The following is a 20,591-nucleotide window of genomic DNA, read 5'->3' as shown; positions in this document are numbered from 1 at the left end:
ACAAGCATAAATTTCGCGCTAGTTATGAAATTTCTATATTATAGTAAGATAGGAATTTTTTAGGAGGAACAACAAATGGATTATCGCGTTTTGCTTTACTATAATTATACAGAAATTACTGATCCGGAAGCTTTTGCTGCTGAACATTTGGCTTTTTGTAAAAGTTTGGATTTAAAAGGTCGTATTTTGGTGGCCAACGAAGGAATTAACGGAACTCTTTCAGGAACGCTCGAAGCGACAGATGCGTATATGGAAATGATGTTAGCTGATGAACGTTTTAAAGATACATATTTCAAAATGGATGAAAGTGAAGGCCATGCCTTTAAGAAAATGTTTGTCCGACCTCGTCATGAATTAGTCGCATTAAACTTAGAAGATGACATTAACCCACTAGAATTAACTGGAAAATATTTAGAGCCTCAAGCTTTTAAAGCTGCTCTATTAGCTGAAGATACAGTTGTAATCGATGCTCGGAATGATTATGAATATGATTTAGGTCATTTTCGTGGAGCAGTTCGTCCGGATATTCGTAATTTCCGTGAATTACCTCAATGGATTCGCGATAACAAAGAAAAATTTATGGATAAAAAAGTTGTGACTTATTGTACTGGCGGTATTCGTTGTGAGAAATTTTCTGGCTGGATGGTAAGAGAAGGCTATCAAGATGTGGCACAATTGCATGGTGGTATCACCGCTTATGGAAAAGATCCTGAAGTTCAAGGGGAACTATGGGATGGTAAAATGTATGTCTTTGATGAGCGGATCAGTGTAGATATCAATCAGGTGGATAAAAAAGTAATCGGGAAAGAATGGTTTGATGGCACGCCCTGTGAACGATATATTAACTGTAGCAATCCCTTCTGCAATAAACAAATTTTAGTTTCTGAAAGCAATGAAGAAAAATATCTTGGTGCATGCTCATATGATTGTGCGACCAATGAAAAAAATCGTTATGTTGTAAAACATCAATTGACTGAAGTAGAACGAATTGAAAAATTGACAGCGTTAAGAGAAGAACTAGCGTTAGCAAAATAACTATTTAAAACTGTCTTGACACATCTCGGTGATTTCGATAAACTAGATTTCATTGAGTGTGTCAAGACAGGAGAATAAAATGAAAACCAATTTAAAACATTTAACTATTTCATCATTATTAATCGGATTAGGGGTATTGATTCCAATGGTGATGCCTAAAGTAATGATTCCTCCGGCATCTTTTACTTTAGCGAGTCATGTCCCCGTCTTTATTGCGATGTTCTTTGCGCCGTGGGTTGCGGTAGCTGTTTCATTAGGAACCGCTTTTGGCTTCTTTATTTCAACCTCACCAATCATTGCTTTGCGGGCATTGTCCCATGTTGTTTTTGCTTATCTTGGCGCAAAATATTTACAAAAACATCCCGAGATTGTTTTAAAAAATGGCAAATTTACTTTTGCTAATGGTCGTTTCCAATTGTTTAATTTGGTGATTGGTATCATTCATTCTGTTTGTGAGTTAGCGGTGGTCAGTGCTTTTTATTTCATGGGAAATATGCCGGATACTTATTACTCGCAAGGGTACATCTATACGATCTTTATTTTGATGGGTGTAGGTGGATTGATTCATAGTTTAGTAGATTTCAATATCGCTTACTTTGTTGCCGGTGCTTTATATAAGCAGTTTGATTTACCGATTTTCTCATCAGCAGTGAAACAAGCGAAAGAATTAAAAAAAATATTGGTTTAACAAAAATCTTCAAAGGTTGATGCAATCAGCTTTTGGAGGTTTTTTATTCTGCTTAAAAAAAAGATTCCATTTCTTTTGCACTTTTTGCCAGAAACTTTCGTTATTAATAGTGTAGGCAGTCGCGACACCTATAACAAATCAAGAGGAGGCAATACCATGATTCAAAAAGTGAGTACAAAATTACAAGTTCAACTAACCCAGGCAGGCAGCAAGGAACTAAAACGAGTTAATTTTAGTAATGTTGTTGATGAGCCCACAGAAGAAGAGATGTTAATTTTAGGCGATGTGATGAAAGCCTTAGGACAAAACGAATCAGCACTAGATGGCGTATTAATGACTGTTCAATCAAAAGTAACGAAATAAGGAGGAAGTTAAATGTTAAAATTAAGTGCCGTATTTAAAAATAGTGTAGGTAAAAATCATACTTGGTCATATAATGAACCAAATAAAGATTTAACTGCTGACGAGATCAAAAATGAGTTAGTTAAATTATCAACTTTGGGAATTTTTGAAAAAGACGATGTACGGCTTTTTAGTGAAGTTGTTGAAGCAAGTTTTGTTGAAACGATCGAAACACCTATTTTTTAAAGATATTAAGTCTGTAGCAAATTCGCTGCAGGCTTTTTTAATTGCTATCTTTTTAAGAACATGCTAACTTTGTACTAACAAAAAGTAAGTAACGGAGGGAATCAAATGAAATCACTTTACGATGCTGGACAAGCGGGCGGAAAAAATTTATTACTACTTCACGGAACTGGCGGAGATGAAACTTCTTTAGTGGATGTTGCCCGATTTTTAGATGGTAGTTGCCGCATTCTTTCTTTTAAAGGTGAAGTTAACGAAGATGGGATGAATCGATTCTTTAAAAGAAATGGCTTAAATCAATTTGATTATGAAAGTTTGGAAGAAGAAACCGATAAACTATATGAAGCAATTAAGCAAGAAAGTGAAGATAAAGGCGTTGATTTAGCTGATTGGGTTTTAGTTGGCTATTCGAATGGTGCCAATATTGCCGCTCATTTATTATTGGAAAGAGATACACCTTTGCGTTATGGTATTTTTTTCCACCCAATGTCATTAGAAGTCCATACCAAAACTTCTGATTTGTCTGACAAGCGTGTCTGGATGTCCTACGGCGGCGTGAATGATCCGATAGTCAGTGAACAAGCTTTTGATGGATTGGAACGGGCTTTTGTTGCTAGAAATGCCAATGTTGTGGTAGATCGGACTGAATTTGGTCATCAATTAAGTATGGATGAATTAAAATCGGCCCGCGCCTTTTTATATCAGCTTTAATCAAAAAAACTTCTATTTGTATTTAAAGGTATTTGTGATAAAATATTAAAAAAATATGAAGTGGAAGAGTGATATTGATGAGAAAAATCAACGTTGCCGTTGTGGGAGCAACTGGTGCTGTCGGGACCCAAATGATTAACATGTTAACAGAAACGAGTTTACCAATTAATCAAATTAAATTTTTAGCTTCGAAACGTTCTGCAGGAAAGACCATTGCTTTCAAAGGCCAAGAATTTACGATTGAAGAACTTGTACCGGAATCTTTTGAAGGCGTTGATTTAGCACTTTTTTCTGCTGGTGGTGGTATTTCAGAAAAATTTGCCCCCGAAGCTGTTAAACGTGGCGCTATTGTAGTGGATAATACTAGTCATTTTCGGATGCAAGAAGGGGTACCGTTAGTGGTTCCTGAAGTGAATCCAGAAGCATTAAAAACACATCAAGGGATTATTGCCAATCCAAATTGTTCAACGATTCAAATGATGGTGGCTTTGGAACCAATCCGCCAAGCTTATGGGTTGAAAAGAATCATCGTTTCAACTTATCAAGCTGTTTCTGGTGCAGGAAATTTAGCTATGGATGAATTAAAACAACAAACTCAAGCTTTTCTTGACGGTGTACCAAAAGATGAAATTCCAGCCAATATTTTACCAGCCGGCGGCGATAAGAAACATTATCCATTAGCATTCAATGCGTTGCCACAAATCGATGTCTTTGCTGAAGAAGGCTATACTTATGAAGAATGGAAAATGGTTAATGAAACAAAAAAAATCATGGAAGACAGCCAAATAAAGGTATCAGCTACTTGTGTACGAATTCCCGTTTTAACTGGTCATTCGGAATCGATTTATATTGAAACTGAAAAACCGGCTACTGTATCAGAAGTGCAAGAAATCTTAACAAATGCAGCTGGTGTCACTTTAGAAGACGATCCCAGTCAACAAATCTACCCACAAGCTTTAAATAGTGTCGGAAGTAAATCAACCTTTGTTGGTAGAATTAGAAAAGATTTAGATGAAGAGAAGGGCATCCATATGTGGGTCGTATCAGATAATTTATTAAAGGGTGCTGCATGGAACTCTGTCCAAATTGCAGAAAAAATGTTTGAGATGGATCTTTTAGGAAAATAAATCAAGTTAACAGGAAATCAGTTGATTTCCTGTTTTTTTTTTTGGAAATAAATAGCTAAAAAAACAAAATAGTCTTATGAATATTCAATTAAAAAAATCATAAAAAAGATAATTTTTATGCATTTAGTCCTGGTATTTCTACAAGGGCTTTTTCGTTTTTAAATAAAAAAAATCTATATTATAAAAAAATATGCAAGAAATAATCGCTATTATAACAAGATAAATATCTATTTTTTCTCAAATTAATTATTTTAAATAACGATGATATGAAAATGATTTTAAATAAATTAGATAAAACGATAATAACTAAATGAAGTTAAATTTATTTTAGGTTTATGTTTTTAAAAATACCAAAAAATATAATTTATATTGATTATAAATAAATTATATTGTAAAATTTTATTAGATAGTCATGACATAAATAAATAATAATTTTTATTTTAATTTTAATATTAATTTGAATTAGTTAATAAATACATTTGTAGATTTTTGATTTTATGTAAAAGGGTGAATGTTTTATGAAGAGTCCTAAGCTTAGAAAGTATCGTCGAATTGCGAGAAAAGTTCAGCAGTTGGCTGATAAATACGCAAATTATTCAGATGAAGAGTTAAAAAGTCAAACAGTCAAGTTTCGCCAGCAATTAGCAAAAGGTAAAAAATTAGAACATTTGTTGGTGGAGGCTTTTGCAGTAGTTGTTGAGGCAGATCGAAGAGTTGTTGGCTTGAAACCTTATTTTGTTCAGATTATAGGTGGAATCGCTTTATTTTATGGAAACGTTGCCGAGATGAAAACTGGAGAAGGAAAAACATTAGCGGCTACTATGCCGCTTTATTTACGCGGTTTAACTGGGAGTGGCAACTTTTTGATTACAGCAAACGATTATTTAGCATATCGTGATGGGCATGATGTCGGTCGTGTGTATGAATGGTTGGGTTTGACTGTAGGCGTGGGAGCAGAAGAACATGAAGGGGATGAAACGGTGGATAAAGAAGCGGTATATGCTTCTGATATTGTTTACACTACCCACAGTGCTCTTGGATTTGATTATCTGATTACGAACCTAGCAACAGTTCCCGAAAAACAATATGTAAAAAACTTTAATTACGCTGTTGTTGATGAAATAGACGCCGTTTTATTAGACTTGGCACAGACACCATTGGTAATTTCCGGCGCGCCTAAAGTTCAGTCAAATTTATTTGAGGTATCCGATTGGTTTGTAAAAAGCATTGAGGAAGATATAGATTATGAAATCAGCGAGGATCAGAGAAGTGTTTGGTTTACTGAAGATGGGATCAAGAAAGCAGAAAGATATTTTGATATCGAAAATATTTTAAGTGAAGAATGGTATCAAACGTATCGTCATTTGGTTTTGGCTTTAAGAGCAAATTTTATTATGAAGAATAATCGAGATTATGTAATCAGTAATGATGAGCTTTTTTTACTAGATGAAGCCAATGGTCGCAAACTGGTCGGAACAAAATTACAAGCTGGATTACATCAAGCAATTGAAGCAAAAGAGCAAGTAAAAATTACTATTGAGACAAAATCAATGGGTGTGATCACTTACCAGAATCTATTTAAAAAATTCAAAATTTTATCCGGTATGACTGGAACGGCGATGACCGATGCTGAAGAATTTCGTACAACTTATCATGTTGATGTGGTAGAAATTCCTACTAATGTTCCAATGATCAGAAAGGACCATGGAGATGAAATTTTTATTACGAATAAAGCCAAGATTATGACCTCTCTTAAAGCGGTCAAGGAAGCCATGAATCATGGCAGACCCGTTTTAATTGAAACAGGATCAGTTAGCATGTCGGATTTATATTCTATGTTGTTGTTAGATCAAAAAATTCCTCACAACTTGTTAAATGCGACTACTGCAGCAAGAGAATCTTGGATCATTCGTGATGCAGGTCGAGCCGGAACGGTAACTGTAGCGACCTCGATGGCAGGACGTGGAACAGATATTAAGTTGAATCCAGCAGCCAGAGACAATAATGGTTTGTTAGTTGTCGGAACTGAGCGGATGACTAGCGAAAGAATAGATAATCAATTAAGGGGTCGGGCTGGTCGACAAGGGGATCCCGGAGACAGCGTCTTTTTTGTCTCTCTGGAAGATAAGATTGTCATTGAAAGTGCACCAAAATGGGTAGCGAAATCAAGAAAGAAACTTCATGGAGAAGTTGATGAAGAGAAAATGATTGATCCCCAACTATTAGGAAAGAAATACAAAAGTGTCATAAAGAAAGCGCAAAATAGTCGGAAAAATCAAGAGTTTCAAACAAGAAAAAATACTGTTGATTATGATGAAATTGTCAGTATTCAACGAGAAAAAATTTACGATACCCGTAATCACATCATGGATGCGTCAATGGAAGAGTTAGATGAAATTATTGCTAAATGCACCATTCAAGCCATCCAAGTATTCGTTGAGGAAAAAGAAAATTTAGATTTCAAATATATTATCAATTTCATTTTTAATAATTTTAATTATAACTATGACGTAGATGCCTTAAATATGACGATGGAACTTAGCAAAAAAAATGTGACAGATTTATTGCTGGAAATAGCAGCAGAGCAAAAAGAGCGGATTAAACAAATTATCCCTGATTTTTTCCAAATGACCTATTACAAACGAGTAATTATCTTAAAAGCAATTGACATGATGTGGGTCGAACAATCAAATAATTTGCAACAGCTTAAAACAGTTGTCAGCAGTCGTAGCTGGGGACAACATCGACCGATTTACGAGTATCAAATCGAATCGAAACGATCATTTTTAGAGATGAAGGATCACATATGGGTGGAAATATTACGTAATTTCTTACTTTCTGACTTAATACCACAAGAGGATGGAACAATTGATATTGAATTTCCATAACCAAAAAAATGATTGAACTTTTGAATAAATTAGAAAGGCGATTTTATGAGAAATTATAATGAGCTAATTAGGCGCTGTTTATGGGCCTTTATCTTAATCCTTATTATGCAACTCGGACGAAATATTTACCTGCCAGGCTTTGTTTATGAATCGAATAATATAGATGGAAGTTTATTAGATCAGTTTTTGTCTAGTGTTACAGGAGGAAATTTTACTAGACCTAGTATCTTTACTTTAGGAATTGGACCATACATGACAGGATTAATTATTTGGACCATGGTTTCTATGATAGATATCGATGCAATTAACAATCTATCGCAACGCAAACGTAGTGCTATTCAAAAATCAATTATGTTCGTTTTTGCTATCGCACAGGGAATTGCTGTGATGTTGAGATTTAGAACGATGATTGACGAGGGCTTTTTCCCAGGCTTATCAAATTTTCAAATAATAGCCATGAATGTCTTTCTTTTGTCTGCGGGTGCCATGTTTGTTTCTTGGCTCGCTGATCAGAACTGTGAAAAAGGAATCGGGGCACAGATGGTGTTCATCATCCCAGGATTGATTGGTAACTTACCTAGAATGTTAGTTACTGGTCAAACGCAAGAAGTTAGTGTCAACGCAGGAATGATCACTGGATTAATTGTGATCACGTTGATCTTTATTTTTATGACTTTGTTTTTATACAAATCAGAAGTCCGTATTCGGATTGAACGAACAGGGATCGACAGTGAATTTAACAATTCCTACATCCCAATTCGATTATTAACTGGTGGCGCAATGCCGTTTATGTTTGCTATTACTATTTTTTCAATTCCGCCATTATTTCTATTGATTAAAAGCATTGATAATACAATTTTTTCTTATTTTTTAACCACTTATTTTACTTTTACCACAATTCAAGGAATTTTGATGTATGGCGTAATTGTTTTTGGTTTAGGAATAGGTTTTAGTTTCATGAATGTACGCCCCCATGATATCGCAAAAAATCTGAAAAAATCAGGTGATTACATATTTGGTATACCGCCGGGGGATCGAACAGAAGAATATATTAAAAAGAAGCTTTATCGAATCTGCTTTGTTGGGAACTGTTATATGGTTTTAGTTTCATGGATTCCATTGTTTATTGGATTAAAAGTACCATTGGTCACCAATTTGGCTTTTTATTTCGGGAGCTTACTAATGTTAGTTGTGATTTTGGATACATTAGTTCAAGAAGTGAAATTTATTTATTCTAAGAGTCAATATGATCTATTTTAGATAGAAATTAGAGGTGTTTTGATGAATTACTTTATACCTGATTGGAAACAAACAGGCGGTAAATGGAAAGATGAACGGACATTAAACATTATTAAATTATTTATGGAAAATGAGATAGATTACCAATTAGTTTTAATCCATTATTTACCCTTTTTAAGATATAAAGCCATGGAGCATAGTATTTATCCTAAAAATTATTGGCGTATTTATGATACTTTACAAAATATTCAGATCCAAGATGGCCATCCGATTGCCTTAAAAGAATTGGATTTACCAGAAGATGCACAACAAGTTTATACCCCACATGGCGTGTTGTTACTGAAAAATGAAGAGATTCGTGGAGAAATTGTTTTTAATGAATTTGCTTTTGTTAATCATGTTGTGGATCATTTTGGCGATATGCCGGGATACTATATCTACTTTTTTGACGACCGTGGTTTTATCTCATCGAGGCAATATATTACTGAGCAAAACTATATTGGGCGAATCGATTATTACAATGAATTTAGCGAAATTACTTTGACTGAATACTTTGGTAATGATGAACGAGTAGTTGTTAGTGATCAAGGCAATCCCGATTTTGACCATCGAGAGTATCCCAATATGTATGCGTTGATTGCAGAAGTTTTAAGAAAAAAATTTAAAGCGTTTCAATCTGAAAAAGATAGTTTAGTTACAGTTACTGAAAAAGAAATCATGACTTTGACAAATATGCTTCAAAAAGAACATAAAATTATTCGTATTTTCGATGATGATCAAAATATTAGCGACTTTGAGCAGCAATCCTTAGTAACAATGATGGAGAAAAGCTTATGTGTTGTGACGGATTCTGAGAAAAAGAAAAATGAATTAGAAGAGTTTTTAGAAAATAAAGCAAGTACACCAGTAAAAGTTGTCAACATTCCTTTATATACAACTGACTTAACTTTAGGAGTCAGTAACTCTGTTCCTCATTTGACTATTTATTGGAAAGCCAATCAATCATTTGAAGAAATGGCAGTGTCTCAAAAATTATTAATAAAAAAAATAATAAAAGATGACAAACTAGCTTTAATGATTGAAGTGGCCGATGAAGAGATGCAAGAAGAACTAGAGGAAGCCCAACGAGATATAGTAGACGCTTATTTTTCAATTGATAGTTTATCGGAAGATTTTAAAAATACCGCCACTTATCTCTACGCTAAAAGAATAAAAAAATTGTATAAGGAACAAGAAAAAGCTGTGGAGCAGCTTAAAGAAACAGAGCAATGGGCAGACTTAGTTGCTGCTTCAGAAGTATATGAACGCATTGGCTTTAGTGTGGCGCCAAACTTAACTCAGCTGAAGAAAAATCTTCATCGAGCAAGAATTTACCTTGATTTCAATGAAAATAGTGATATCCAAACTCATGCTTTGACTGTTAGTGCAGGCATACCGATGATTATTAAGACTGAAAGTGATTACTTAATAGATGGAAAAAACGGAACAGTATTAAAAAAAGTAAGTGACTTTAATGAAGTACTAGATTTTTATCTTTATGAATTGGACAACTGGAATAATGTTTTAGTTGAAAATGTTCAATTAATTGAAGAATTTGGTTCCGCTGCAACAATGGATAAATGGAGGCGAATTTTTTATGGATGAGGTAAAGCTTAAGATAACTAAAGTCTTTCACATTGGGAGAAGACCCTTTCATAGTGAAGTTTTAAACGATAACTTTCAATACAAGTGGGTACCCTCAGATTACGACTTTGTAGCGGATCAATTATTATTGAAGGTCTTAAAAGATGGAGAACTTAACCCTAAAATGTTGCGAGCTGTCTTTATTTTTTCTGAAGATGCCAAATTGTTACATGGACAGGATGACTTATTAATAAAATTCCCAGCGCATCAAATTATTTGTGAAAAAAATACAGATTTGACAACTGAAACACAAAGAATACTTGATCTGAAAGGGGCAACGATCTTCGATTTTAAAGAGGAAGCTGCACTTTTCCAATTTATCAATGAACAATTTACTAACCGGCAAGAAGGTTACAAATCCAGTCCTGATTACCTTGAAATCCATAAAAGTTTTCAAGGAGAAGTCGTAAAACAAGGGGAGGTTTTCACTGAACTGACCGGTGAATTTGGTGAAGATTTTAAACAATCGTTGACCTGGAAAATGACTTCGAATGTGATGAAAGGGGAACGCTTTGAGATTTATCCAGAATTTGAGATTGTCTCAGGCGATATTGAACTACTATTTAAATTGGTATTAATCGAAAGCGGCGGAAGAGAAATCTCCAAACAATATGAAGTGACCGGTGAAGAAATCAAAAAAAATAAAGGCATCGTTATTCAAGGAGATTCAAGACACTCAGTCTTAGGCACTACCTTATATGTCAAAGGAAATGGAAAACTTAGAATCGGACAGTTTCATATTCGCCGAGCATTAGCAAAAGGAAATGTAATGATTCCTGGTGGTAGACGGATCATTGATCACCAAGGAATGAATCAAGAATTGTTCTATTATTTCAATGCTGGTGATTTAAAACCACCGTTGAGCATTTATTTCTCTGGTTACCGTTCGGCTGAAGGATTTGAAGGACGCAATATGATGACTCGGATGAAAAGTCCATTTATGTTAATTGGTGACCCAAGATTATTAGGTGGTTGTTTTTATTTAGGGAACCCCGAATTGGAGCAACGACTAGTCGATGTCATTTTAGCAACATTAGACCGATTAGGATTTAAAAAATCAGATTTAATTTTATCAGGCTTATCCATGGGTACCTATAGCTCTCTGTACTATGCTTCTAGTCTAGAACCCCATGCTATCGTTGTTGGAAAACCTGTAACAAACATTGGAACCATCGTACTGAATGAACGAGTGATTCGACCAAATGTTTTTCCAGCGGGTTACGATATGCTCTATAACGTCATGGGTGAATTATCGGTTGCGGCAGCTGAGGAGATTGATCGAAAATTTTGGGAGAAATTTAAAAAGGGTAATTATAGCCATACAACTTTTGCGTTCGCTTATATGAAACACGATGATTATGATGTGAATGCTTTTCCAAGATTATTTGAAACAATCAAAGAGAAAGATCCGAAAACAAAAGTTTTATACAAAGGTTTAGTCGGACGACACAATGATAATTCAGATGGCATTATCAATTGGTTTTTAAAACAATATCTAAACATTTTGGTGAATGACTTTGGTCGGGAACCAATTGTTATGGATTTCTAAGGTGGGAGAATATGAGCAATGTCTTTTTAATAAGGTGGGGACATGATTTTAAGGATATCAATCCTTCCGGTGCAACCGTTAGATTTTTACCAGATGGTAAATATGAGTATTCGTCAAAATATATGTCGATAAGTGCAGTCCTGAAAACTTGGTATTCACGTTTTATTTATCAAACAAGACGTAAATCACCACTACTGCCACTTCTGATTCAAGAGAAAGCCTATGATATTTCAATTGTAGGAACTTTTGATCCAGATAAAGATATTCAGCTGACAATTGTTTTTTTTGATAACGAAGATGAAATTATTGACGAGATTTATTTTAAAAAGTTGCAGGGGCATTTTGTCTATCCTGCCGATGCCATTAGTTATGAGGTTCGCATTCAAAACAAAAGTCATCAGTCATTCATATTTAATTATTTGATGATTGCTGAAGCTGATATCAACGAACATTTTATTTTAGATATTAAAGATAACCTTCATGTAGTGAGCTTTTTGAATCAAGAATCAACCAAAAAAAACGAAATAACTATCTTAAACAGTGGGAAAAACACACTGACATTTCCAGTAAAGACTGATGAGCCTAAAAATTATTTTTTCATTTTATTAGATGAGGACAGTCAAGCATTGGATGAGGTGAGTTATACCTATAATTTAATAACAAACAACAGCTTAGAAGCAGAGGCAGAATTTTCAATTTTTCGCGGAAATCAATATCAAAAAGTTGCCCAAAAATTTCCTTATTTACCGCAACTATTCCAAGCGTTATTGCCTGATGTGGCAAGCGAGTATTGGTTTGTTGAGGCAGAAACGGAAACGGAAAAATTAATTCAAAAGCTACAAATCAATGAGTATGCCAGTGAAATATTAGCGAATGATCGTGTGGGAGGAAATGAACGATGAATTTTTTTGTAAACAAGGCGATGGGGATTGGAAATTCAGGTGTAGAGCATGCACAATTTTATCGAGCAAAGTGTTTTGACATTGCAGGAATACCGTACAAATTTGTCTTTACTGAATTGGTTAGAAATTTACATGAGGCTATGGAAAAGTGGCATTTAGCCGATGATCAAGTAATCAATTTATGGGAAACATTTGTCCTTGGAGAAGATTACGTTTACAACGGAGCCGCAAAAAAATATGAGCATAAGACAACCATTGATATTGATTTTACTAAGACACATCGCTTGAAAAGAACGGTAACATCTTCAGGTTTATTAATTGTAGAGCACATGGAAAAATCCCTTAGCAAAAAAAATAAAGAGATGTTGTTGGTGTCTGAATATCAAGTCGAGATTTATAACTATCAAACAATGGAAAGAAAAATAATCTTTGAATGGATCGATCATCCTAATCGTGAGAAATTAATGCAAAATATTCATATTTACGATTTTGAAGGAGAAAATCTTTTCTTTAGAAATGAAGTCTTATTACAGCGCTTCTTTTTCCATTATTTAGATGCAAAATTCGAAGGAAGCTCAAACTTTTTCATTGATCGTGGACAAGAAACTGAGTCAGCATTAATTCATAATCGACCTGAGCATAGTCATTTAATCGAGATTATTCATGCTGATCATTTGTCTGATCGAGATGAACCTAGCGCGCCCCTTTGGAATAATTTCTATGAGTACTCGCTAAATCGGGCACGAATGCTAAATAAATGGATCATTTCGACTGAGCTACAAAGACAAGATTTACTGGTGGATTTTCCTGGCGAAGAAAATCGGTTTGTAACGATTCCAGTAGGGGGCATTCGTGATTATGATGAGACGGAGATTGAGAAACTTCCTGCAGACAAAAAACCAACGAAGTTCATTACTGCTTCAAGGTTAGCAGGAGAAAAACATATTGATGTTTTAGTCAGAGCGATGCACCAGCTTCACGAAGAATATCCAGAAAATATTTTAGATATTTATGGTCAGGGCGGTGAAGATATAAAAATCAGAAAAGTGATTGAAGAATTAGACGCTGGAGACTACGTAAAATTAAAAGGCCATTCTGACAATTTAGAAGCGGTTTATCAAGAATACGATGTCTTTTTATCAGCTTCATACTCAGAAGGGTTTGGCTTAACCTACATTGAGGCACTAAATGCGGGGTTACCAATTGTTACTTTCAATGCTCGTTTTGGTGCACTTGAATTAGTGAAAGAGGGAATCAATGGTTTCCTAAAAGATTATTCACGGACTGACGAGACTTTCAGTGTAAACAAAATGGCTGAGGGCATTCAGCAAATGATGAAGGCTGATTTTTCAGAATTACAAGCCAACACGCGGAAGTCCGTCAGTCAGTATCAAGATTCAGTCATAGCTAATGAATGGAGGGAATTAGTCGATGCACTATGAGATTGTGGGAACGATTCTACCAGATCATCCCGTTTGGAAAAAGCAAAAAGAGCGCTTGCTAGAAACTGATGGAAAAATAATTAGTGTCTTACCAAGTTTAGAATTTAAGAAGAATCTCTTAAAAGAAGAAGTCAACGGCATCAATATTTTAGATGAAGTGACTAAACGAAGCCATGATCCAGAAAGCTTTTTATTCTTCAGTAAAATTCCGACAGCTTCCAATGCAGAAGTATTTGTTAATGGAAACTGGACGATCTCTATTATTTGTGATGGTGATGAAATCGGTACGGTAAGCTTATATCCGAATACTCGGCGCCATGTTAAAGAAGTGAGATATACCAACACAGATGGCTCCCTTGATTATATTGAGGAATATGCCTCTGACGGCAAACTTTTTAGTATGATTTTTTATCATAAGGGTGAAATCCAAGAAATCGCTTATATGAATGATCAAAAAATTCCGATTGTTAATAACTATTTTTATGATAAACAAATGAACTTTGTGACTGTGACGAACCCTCAGACATTTGAAGTAACTGAAAAATATAATAATTCTCTTGATTTTACAGCTCAGCAGGTCGCAAACATTGTCACAGAAGAAGATGTTGTCAATTTTTCTTTTATGGGGGTGGAATTGCTGTCTCTATCAAAAACTAATTCCCACAATATTTTGCATTTGGAAGAATCACCATTTGATGAAAACGGAAATGTAAGAGGAAATCTGCTAGGTATTTTAGAAGACCGAATCAATTATGTCCAAGAAGTTCGAATGAAAAAAGAATATTATGATGCACTAAAGGCGCAAAACTTCCCAATAAACAAGGTTGAAATGTATGAAGAACCTTATGTAGAAGAAATTCCAGATTCATTAGCCACTCGCGAATAAGACAAGTTTATTGACTAGACAAACAATAATGAGGTGGTCTTATGGAAAAGAATCAACTATCAAAAGAAATCGATAAACGGTTTGAAACAGAAGAAAATAAAGTTGTGGATAATACAGAAGAGGATTCTAAAAAAGAAAAGTTTTTTAGAGTGATACTAACGTGTATCATGTCGGCTGTAGTGATTGGCTCATTAGCGTATTCGTTAATCACTGCAATACTCCAATAAGTAAAAAGGAGGGAACAGCTATGCAAAAAGATCTATTAAGTATTAACCGAATGATTAACAAAAAAAACCCCGGACTAAAAGAACCACAAATGTCGGTTGTAGCTGTCAATCTCAGACGTGAAGAATTAGAAAACATTCGTAAGAAAAAAGGGATTCCAGTCAGGGTTTTTGAAAAAAAGATTAATTTATCGAAATCTCGCTACTATCGCTGGCTACAATATCAGGTTGATTTGCCGATGGAGATGATTATCGGACTAAAGAAAGTCTTGAATATCTCAGACATTGAACTGCTGCAACTAGTTGTCTCATCAACGGATGAACAGCTCCAGCTACTGACATTGTTAATTTATACTTCATTGTCAGACGAGCAAGCTGAATTCGCACAATTTATTCAAATCAAAAATAAATTAGAGAAATATCGGAAAATCGGTGATGATAATACCCCTTATTTTCTGATGCTGACCTATGCCGATTTAGTAATAAATTCTTTGCAAGAAGAGAGTGCAGCCGTCTCACTAGAAAAAATTGAGAGCTATTTTTTAAGTATTGATTTCTTAACTATCTTTGATATTTTACTCTATTTAGGAACTTTAAAAATCAAACAAAAATTTGATTTACCAGAAAGCTCGATGGAAAAAGAGATGCTGTTGCTGGAACACGAAACCTTACGGAAGCTGGCTTGTGAATACAATGACGAAAGTATCTCAATTTTGATTGGCTGCGTCGTAGATATCACCATGTTTTATTCAGTTATCTCGCCAGAAAATGCAAAGCCGCTAATTATAAAAGCGATTGAAATTTTAGCGGATAATTATCGATTAGATTCATATACCGAAAATATTTTAGTATTCTTAGACAATCTTTTAAACGAAGAGCATCGAGATGAAGCCTTCATCGCTACTTTTAGGAAAAATTTTGAGGAAAGTCGCTGGTGTCTACCAAAATGTGAAACTGATTTTTTTGGCGATTTAATTAAAGAGGAGGAGTATTTTTTTGAAAAAATGGTTAACCCACATCATTGAGGGAGCGTCAGTGGATGCTGTCTCAAAATCAAGAGGAGATATCGGTGAGATTGGTAGATCGGTTGGTTATGATCCGCTGTATATTTACCGCTACCAAGATCCCAATGAAACGCTGGATGCACTAAAGTCAAGAATTGACGGTATTACTGCGGCAGCCAAACCGGGTGATTTACTGATTTATCAATACCCTAATTACAACGGTGGTCTTTTTGAAGAAACTTTTATTAACCGGATGAAGATGAGAAGAATGCATGTCGCTATTTTAGTTCACGATTCAGAACTCATCCGCGGATCTAGCTACAACGATGAGAAAAAACTTTTCAATATGGCGGATGTTTTAATTGTTCATAACCAACGAATGGAAGATGAATTAAGAGCATTTGGTGTGACCACTAAAATGATTCACAAAGAATTGTTTGATTACTTAGTCCCAGATTTAGTAGGAAAACCTGTAAATACCTTAAATAAAAAAATTGTTTTTGCTGGAAATGTACAAAAATCTTTATTCTTAAGAGAATGGGATGCTAAGACAAAAATGATTGTTTATGGACGCAAAGGAAAAGTTGAACTAAGTGAGCAGATCGATTACCAAGGTGAATTTTTGCAAGACGAATTGTTACGCATGTTGCCAAATGATGGTTTTGGTTTGGCTTGGGATGAAGACATTCCAGATGGTGGTTTTTACGGTCGCTATACTAAATACAACGCGCCTCACAAAATTTCACTATATTTGTCTTTAGGTATGCCAGTGATTGTTTGGGAAGAATCTGCTGCAGCAATCATGGTAAAAAAATACGGGCTAGGCTACACGATATCTGCTTTAGATGAAATCGATGACTTGATGGTTTCGATCGATGCACAAGAGCTAATCTCTGTAAAAAATAGAGTGATTAAATTCAGTAAAGTTTTGAGAGAAGGCATGTTCACAAAAAATGCCATCAATCAATTTGAAAATTATATTCTATTTCCTGAACCAAAAGAAGTGATCGAAGATAATGAAAAATAGAATAGCTAAAAAAAAACGTAAAAAAGAAAAAATGATTGCCCAAGATCAAATAGATCAGAAAGAAAAAAGAGACAATCCGTCACTATCCATCCGCCCATTAACACTGCGACTAGAAAAAATTGAGCAACGCTTGGAGGCTTTAAAAAAAGGCGCACCGGTTTTAATCGACACAGAAGAAACTGCAGCTAATACCGAGTTATTAATGATTGTTAAAAAAATGAGTAAAACAGAATTAGCTGAAACAGAGGAACGTTTGTCGAATCAAAGACATGATATCCAAGCTATCTCAAAAAATTATTTTCAATTGGCTCGTGATAAAAAAGTTGAAGCTGCGAAATTGGCAGAAGAAGCACGACAAGCTAAAATTCTGGAGGAACAAACAGCGCTACAAGAATTAAGAGCAATTATAAAAGAACGTGCTGAAAAATCACCAAAATCCTTTAAATTAAAAAGATCAAAATCAGGTTCAGAAGATCATTTGGAAGATGAGGAAAAAGATAATGAATTTGAATAAGCATGATTATGATTATCTCATCGTTGGTTCAGGCTTTTTTGGTAGCATCTGGGCAAGAGAAGCTGCTGAAACAGGAAAAAAAGTCCTGTTAATCGAACGACGAGACCACATTGCTGGAAATATGTATACTTATTCTGAAGAAGGAATCACAATTCATCAGTACGGGCCGCACATTTTCCATACTGATAATCAAAAAGTATGGGATTATGTTAATCGTTTTACGACTTTTAAAAACTATATCAATCAAGTAGTGGCAAACTATCGGGGCGAGCTGTACAACTTGCCCTTCAATATGAATACCTTTTACCAAATGTGGGGCGTCAAAACACCAGCAGAAGCCAAACTAAAAATTCAGCAACAACAAAAAGCTGGTCAATTGAAGCAAGAACCGCAAAATTTAGAAGAACAGGCGATTCATTTAATCGGTCAAGATATCTATCAAAAGCTCATCAAAGGCTATACCGAAAAGCAATGGGGCCGAAAAACAACTGAACTTCCACCATCGATTATTAAAAGATTGCCGGTGCGTTTCACTTTTGATAATAATTATTTTAATCATCAGTATCAAGGAATACCGGCAAATGGATATACGGAATTATTTGAGAATTTGCTGGATCATCCAAATATTGATGTACAAATCAACACAGACTTTTTCGATCAACGAAAAGAATATATCAAGGAATTTCCTAAGATTATCTTTACTGGCATGATTGATCAATTTTTTGATTATCAATTTGGACATCTAGAATATCGCTCTGTTCGCTTTGAAAATGAACTGGTGGAAAGTGACAATGTTCAAGGAAATGCGGTGATTAATTACACCGACTTTGAAACACCTTTTACACGCAGTATCGAATGGCGTCATTTTGATAAAAAAGGGAATCAAAATAAATCGATTCTATCAAAAGAATATCCAACCGAGTGGACACCAGAAAAAGAAGCCTATTATCCAGTCAATGATGAAAAAAATACTCAGATGGTAAATCGCTATCGCTCACTAGCAGAAGAATTCCCACAATTTATTTTTGGTGGACGACTAGGAGAATACAAGTATTATGATATGGATCAGGTGATTGCCAGTGCGCTGGCATCAGTTGAGAAGCATTTGAAGGAGTAAAATATAAAAAATTATTCATTAAGATGAATGTGAAGGACTGTAAAATAGTCTTTTGTGTTTGTCTTTTTTTTGATGATTTTAGTAATCGGCTAACCACCAAGATAGCAGAAAACTCAGCTCAATCACCAAAATAAAAGAAAAAATGTATGTTTAGAATAGCATTCAGACTTTTTTGTCTTTTTTATTAATTATTTTGAATAACGATGCAGCTATTAAAATAGTAAATATATCTCTTATTAATTTTACTACTTCGAAAGGAGAGATTAAAACGAAAGTCATAATAGAAATTGCTAACCAGAACATAATAAATTTTTTACTCATAAGTTTAATTTTAAGATGCTTTTTATTTGCATAAAACCAAACGAAAAATGTCATATAAGCAACATAAACAATTATAAAACTAATTATCATTATAAATCCAAATAAGATTACAAATGGTAAAAACTCTATAATAATTTGATAGAACCTTAATGAATCAAAGCTTGAAAAATCAAGATTTGGAAAGGGAAAACTTATGAATACTTTGATAATTGAACCAACTGATGAACTTATAGAAATTAAGTAAACTATTGTGAAAATTCGAAGCAGCCAAAGTTCACTGTTATTAATTTTGATGAAGTGATTTTCATCTGCTCTTTCAGAATATAAGTGAGCTAAAATGAAAAAACAAGAAATAAAGAGTATGTCTACTAGAAAAAGCATTTCAATTCTCCTTTTTTATAAATTATATCATAAGAAAATTTAAGTAACTCAGCCTTTTATGGAAAATAAAATCCCTCACCTTGATTAGTGAGGGGAAGTATTAATTATTCAACTGTAACTGTTGACGTTGCAGAAAGACCATCTTCAGTTGTAGCAGTGATTGTTGCAGTACCAGCGGAAACCCCTTGAACTTTACCATTACTGAACACTCTGGCTATTGATTCATCAGAGCTAGACCAAGTAATTTTTGGAGTTTCTGATGGCTCAGGTGTAATTGTAGTTTTTAGGATTTTTGTTTTACCAATTTGTAAATTAAAAGTTTCTGGAGATATTGACAATTGAATATCATTGGATTTTTCAACTATTACTGGAACCTCTATTACATGAGTAATAGGCCATGCATCACTAGGAGGTTCACCAGGTGTTCTATTTCTATCGCTCATAAGGTAAAGTTCTGCTTTATATATGCCAGGATTTGTTACATCGAAAGAATAATAATTGAAACTAGATACTCTATATGGGAAACCATAATTATCAGTTCCATAAATGTGATCAGTTCCGAATACTGTGTCCATAAGTTCTGAATATTCAGGGGTTTCTTTGAATGCGCTAAATTTTATTGGTTTTATAGGAATTGAATTATCCATTATTATTATTGGAAATTCTGTTTCAATGTTAGTTTCAGGGTCTAAATAACCATCCTCTTGTTTTTGAGCAAGTGTGAATTTGGTGATATATGTTCCTTGCGTTTCCCAATCAACGTTACCGTAACTACCGTCCCAACCATTTATATATAAAGGTTCATTATCTAAAGTGTATGCGAAGACGTTATCTCCATCTGGTTGAGTATACGCATAATCAAAATAGTGAGGGTAAGTTGGTCCTTTATGACTTGCAGGATAGTAGGCAGGTTTAACATTCTTAATTCTAGGGTCAGTGCTTACCGATTGATTAATATCTAAGGTTGATTCTGTAGCTTGCACAGTTTCATTATCAGCAAATGAAGAACTTCCAATTAACAGCACAGTAGACAGGAGAGACAGAACGACAAACAACTTAGTAAATTTTTTCATAGTGAAACCCCTTTCTTAGTTATGAGAAAAGGATATCATGAGAATCAAATTTATAAATAAAAGGTCTCATTTTTGGGACGTAATTGTCTGCTAACGTCAGCTATTGCAAACTAAAAAGATATCTAATCCATTTAACATATCAATTTCGATAAATTTTGACAGTCAGAAAACATTTTTTAATAAAAAATGAAATAA

Annotated in this window: 20 protein-coding genes; 18 read left to right on the top strand and 2 right to left on the bottom strand. The window is 34.4% G+C overall.

Going from position 1 to position 20,591, the window contains the following annotated elements:
• The first annotated feature begins 75 nt into the window (after positions 1 to 75).
• From trhO to glf, 18 genes are all read left to right on the top strand, one after another.
• Entirely contained in the window at positions 76 to 1,035 is a 960-nt protein-coding gene (gene trhO / locus KUA55_RS10560) for an oxygen-dependent tRNA uridine(34) hydroxylase TrhO (RefSeq protein ID WP_218326212.1), read from the top strand.
• A 79-nt stretch (positions 1,036 to 1,114) separates the two neighbouring features.
• A complete protein-coding gene (locus KUA55_RS10555) occupies positions 1,115 to 1,723 on the top strand; it encodes a hypothetical protein (protein WP_218326211.1) in 609 nt (202 codons plus the stop codon).
• Between the two features lie 156 nt (positions 1,724 to 1,879).
• Positions 1,880 to 2,086 carry a DUF1659 domain-containing protein gene (locus tag KUA55_RS10550; RefSeq protein ID WP_218326210.1) on the top strand — a complete coding sequence of 69 codons (207 nt, stop codon included), beginning with the start codon at positions 1,880 to 1,882 and terminating at the stop codon, positions 2,084 to 2,086.
• A gap of 12 nt (positions 2,087 to 2,098) precedes the next feature.
• Positions 2,099 to 2,311 carry a DUF2922 domain-containing protein gene (locus tag KUA55_RS10545; RefSeq protein ID WP_218326209.1) on the top strand — a complete coding sequence of 71 codons (213 nt, stop codon included), beginning with the start codon at positions 2,099 to 2,101 and terminating at the stop codon, positions 2,309 to 2,311.
• A 105-nt stretch (positions 2,312 to 2,416) separates the two neighbouring features.
• On the top strand, positions 2,417 to 3,019 hold the full coding sequence (locus KUA55_RS10540; RefSeq protein ID WP_218326208.1) for an alpha/beta hydrolase: 603 nt from the start codon (positions 2,417 to 2,419) through the stop codon (positions 3,017 to 3,019).
• 77 nt (positions 3,020 to 3,096) lie between these two features.
• Entirely contained in the window at positions 3,097 to 4,146 is a 1,050-nt protein-coding gene (locus KUA55_RS10535) for an aspartate-semialdehyde dehydrogenase (protein ID WP_218326207.1), read from the top strand.
• A 518-nt stretch (positions 4,147 to 4,664) separates the two neighbouring features.
• Positions 4,665 to 7,034, top strand: a complete 2,370-nt coding sequence (secA2, locus tag KUA55_RS10530) for an accessory Sec system translocase SecA2 (protein ID WP_218326206.1) — start codon at positions 4,665 to 4,667, stop codon at positions 7,032 to 7,034.
• A gap of 45 nt (positions 7,035 to 7,079) precedes the next feature.
• Positions 7,080 to 8,294 carry an accessory Sec system protein translocase subunit SecY2 gene (secY2, locus tag KUA55_RS10525; protein ID WP_218326205.1) on the top strand — a complete coding sequence of 405 codons (1,215 nt, stop codon included), beginning with the start codon at positions 7,080 to 7,082 and terminating at the stop codon, positions 8,292 to 8,294.
• Positions 8,295 to 8,315: 21 nt separating this feature from the next.
• On the top strand, positions 8,316 to 9,917 hold the full coding sequence (gene asp1 / locus KUA55_RS10520) for an accessory Sec system protein Asp1 (RefSeq protein ID WP_218326203.1): 1,602 nt from the start codon (positions 8,316 to 8,318) through the stop codon (positions 9,915 to 9,917).
• A complete protein-coding gene (asp2, locus tag KUA55_RS10515) occupies positions 9,910 to 11,505 on the top strand; it encodes an accessory Sec system protein Asp2 (protein WP_218326202.1) in 1,596 nt (531 codons plus the stop codon). The genes asp1 and asp2 overlap by 8 nt, the downstream gene beginning before the upstream one ends.
• 11 nt (positions 11,506 to 11,516) lie before the next feature.
• Complete coding sequence (gene asp3 / locus KUA55_RS10510; protein WP_218326201.1) at positions 11,517 to 12,407, top strand: accessory Sec system protein Asp3; 891 nt, start codon at positions 11,517 to 11,519, stop codon at positions 12,405 to 12,407.
• Positions 12,404 to 13,849, top strand: coding sequence for a glycosyltransferase (locus tag KUA55_RS10505; RefSeq protein WP_218326200.1), 1,446 nt, complete (start codon positions 12,404 to 12,406; stop codon positions 13,847 to 13,849). Before asp3 ends, KUA55_RS10505 begins: the two co-directional genes overlap by 4 nt.
• Complete coding sequence (locus tag KUA55_RS10500; protein WP_218326199.1) at positions 13,839 to 14,735, top strand: hypothetical protein; 897 nt, start codon at positions 13,839 to 13,841, stop codon at positions 14,733 to 14,735. The genes KUA55_RS10505 and KUA55_RS10500 overlap by 11 nt, the downstream gene beginning before the upstream one ends.
• 41 nt (positions 14,736 to 14,776) lie before the next feature.
• A complete protein-coding gene (locus tag KUA55_RS10495) occupies positions 14,777 to 14,962 on the top strand; it encodes a hypothetical protein (RefSeq protein ID WP_218326198.1) in 186 nt (61 codons plus the stop codon).
• 20 nt (positions 14,963 to 14,982) lie between these two features.
• Positions 14,983 to 15,984: a helix-turn-helix domain-containing protein gene (locus KUA55_RS10490; RefSeq protein ID WP_218326197.1), complete on the top strand. Its 1,002-nt coding sequence runs from the start codon at positions 14,983 to 14,985 to the stop codon at positions 15,982 to 15,984.
• Positions 15,956 to 16,990 (top strand): glycosyltransferase, encoded by a 1,035-nt coding sequence (locus KUA55_RS10485; protein WP_218326196.1) that lies wholly within the window; start codon positions 15,956 to 15,958, stop codon positions 16,988 to 16,990. Before KUA55_RS10490 ends, KUA55_RS10485 begins: the two co-directional genes overlap by 29 nt.
• Positions 16,980 to 17,504 (top strand): hypothetical protein, encoded by a 525-nt coding sequence (locus KUA55_RS10480; protein ID WP_218326195.1) that lies wholly within the window; start codon positions 16,980 to 16,982, stop codon positions 17,502 to 17,504. The genes KUA55_RS10485 and KUA55_RS10480 overlap by 11 nt, the downstream gene beginning before the upstream one ends.
• Entirely contained in the window at positions 17,491 to 18,621 is a 1,131-nt protein-coding gene (gene glf, locus KUA55_RS10475) for a UDP-galactopyranose mutase (RefSeq protein ID WP_218326194.1), read from the top strand. The genes KUA55_RS10480 and glf overlap by 14 nt, the downstream gene beginning before the upstream one ends.
• Positions 18,622 to 18,783: 162 nt before the next feature.
• Here the strand turns inward: glf and KUA55_RS10470 are convergent, their stop codons facing one another.
• Both KUA55_RS10470 and KUA55_RS18325 read right to left on the bottom strand, forming a co-directional pair.
• Positions 18,784 to 19,323, bottom strand: coding sequence for a hypothetical protein (locus tag KUA55_RS10470; protein ID WP_218326193.1), 540 nt, complete (start codon positions 19,321 to 19,323; stop codon positions 18,784 to 18,786).
• 104 nt (positions 19,324 to 19,427) lie between these two features.
• Positions 19,428 to 20,396, bottom strand: a complete 969-nt coding sequence (locus KUA55_RS18325; protein ID WP_246601485.1) for an Ig-like domain-containing protein — start codon at positions 20,394 to 20,396, stop codon at positions 19,428 to 19,430.
• Positions 20,397 to 20,591 lie beyond the last annotated feature (195 nt).

It is taken from the genome of Enterococcus alishanensis (genome assembly GCF_019218635.1).
Classification (GTDB): Bacteria; Bacillota; Bacilli; order Lactobacillales; family Enterococcaceae; genus Enterococcus_A; species Enterococcus_A alishanensis.
The sequence above is the reverse complement of the archived record's forward strand: the minus strand, read 5'-3'. Positions and strand labels throughout refer to the sequence as shown.

What these genes read in the sequence shown, in the direction of transcription:
- trhO (WP_218326212.1), top strand. Translation starts at nt 76, where the DNA reads ATGGATTATCGCGTTTTGCTTTACTATAATTATACAGAAATTACTGAT.
- KUA55_RS10555 (WP_218326211.1), top strand. Translation starts at nt 1,115, where the DNA reads ATGAAAACCAATTTAAAACATTTAACTATTTCATCATTATTAATCGGA.
- KUA55_RS10550 (WP_218326210.1), top strand. Translation starts at nt 1,880, where the DNA reads ATGATTCAAAAAGTGAGTACAAAATTACAAGTTCAACTAACCCAGGCA.
- KUA55_RS10545 (WP_218326209.1), top strand. Translation starts at nt 2,099, where the DNA reads ATGTTAAAATTAAGTGCCGTATTTAAAAATAGTGTAGGTAAAAATCAT.
- KUA55_RS10540 (WP_218326208.1), top strand. Translation starts at nt 2,417, where the DNA reads ATGAAATCACTTTACGATGCTGGACAAGCGGGCGGAAAAAATTTATTA.
- KUA55_RS10535 (WP_218326207.1), top strand. Translation starts at nt 3,097, where the DNA reads ATGAGAAAAATCAACGTTGCCGTTGTGGGAGCAACTGGTGCTGTCGGG.
- secA2 (WP_218326206.1), top strand. Translation starts at nt 4,665, where the DNA reads ATGAAGAGTCCTAAGCTTAGAAAGTATCGTCGAATTGCGAGAAAAGTT.
- secY2 (WP_218326205.1), top strand. Translation starts at nt 7,080, where the DNA reads ATGAGAAATTATAATGAGCTAATTAGGCGCTGTTTATGGGCCTTTATC.
- asp1 (WP_218326203.1), top strand. Translation starts at nt 8,316, where the DNA reads ATGAATTACTTTATACCTGATTGGAAACAAACAGGCGGTAAATGGAAA.
- asp2 (WP_218326202.1), top strand. Translation starts at nt 9,910, where the DNA reads ATGGATGAGGTAAAGCTTAAGATAACTAAAGTCTTTCACATTGGGAGA.
- asp3 (WP_218326201.1), top strand. Translation starts at nt 11,517, where the DNA reads ATGAGCAATGTCTTTTTAATAAGGTGGGGACATGATTTTAAGGATATC.
- KUA55_RS10505 (WP_218326200.1), top strand. Translation starts at nt 12,404, where the DNA reads ATGAATTTTTTTGTAAACAAGGCGATGGGGATTGGAAATTCAGGTGTA.
- KUA55_RS10500 (WP_218326199.1), top strand. Translation starts at nt 13,839, where the DNA reads ATGCACTATGAGATTGTGGGAACGATTCTACCAGATCATCCCGTTTGG.
- KUA55_RS10495 (WP_218326198.1), top strand. Translation starts at nt 14,777, where the DNA reads ATGGAAAAGAATCAACTATCAAAAGAAATCGATAAACGGTTTGAAACA.
- KUA55_RS10490 (WP_218326197.1), top strand. Translation starts at nt 14,983, where the DNA reads ATGCAAAAAGATCTATTAAGTATTAACCGAATGATTAACAAAAAAAAC.
- KUA55_RS10480 (WP_218326195.1), top strand. Translation starts at nt 16,980, where the DNA reads ATGAAAAATAGAATAGCTAAAAAAAAACGTAAAAAAGAAAAAATGATT.
- glf (WP_218326194.1), top strand. Translation starts at nt 17,491, where the DNA reads ATGAATTTGAATAAGCATGATTATGATTATCTCATCGTTGGTTCAGGC.
- KUA55_RS10470 (WP_218326193.1), bottom strand. Translation starts at nt 19,323, where the DNA reads ATGCTTTTTCTAGTAGACATACTCTTTATTTCTTGTTTTTTCATTTTA.
- KUA55_RS18325 (WP_246601485.1), bottom strand. Translation starts at nt 20,396, where the DNA reads ATGAAAAAATTTACTAAGTTGTTTGTCGTTCTGTCTCTCCTGTCTACT.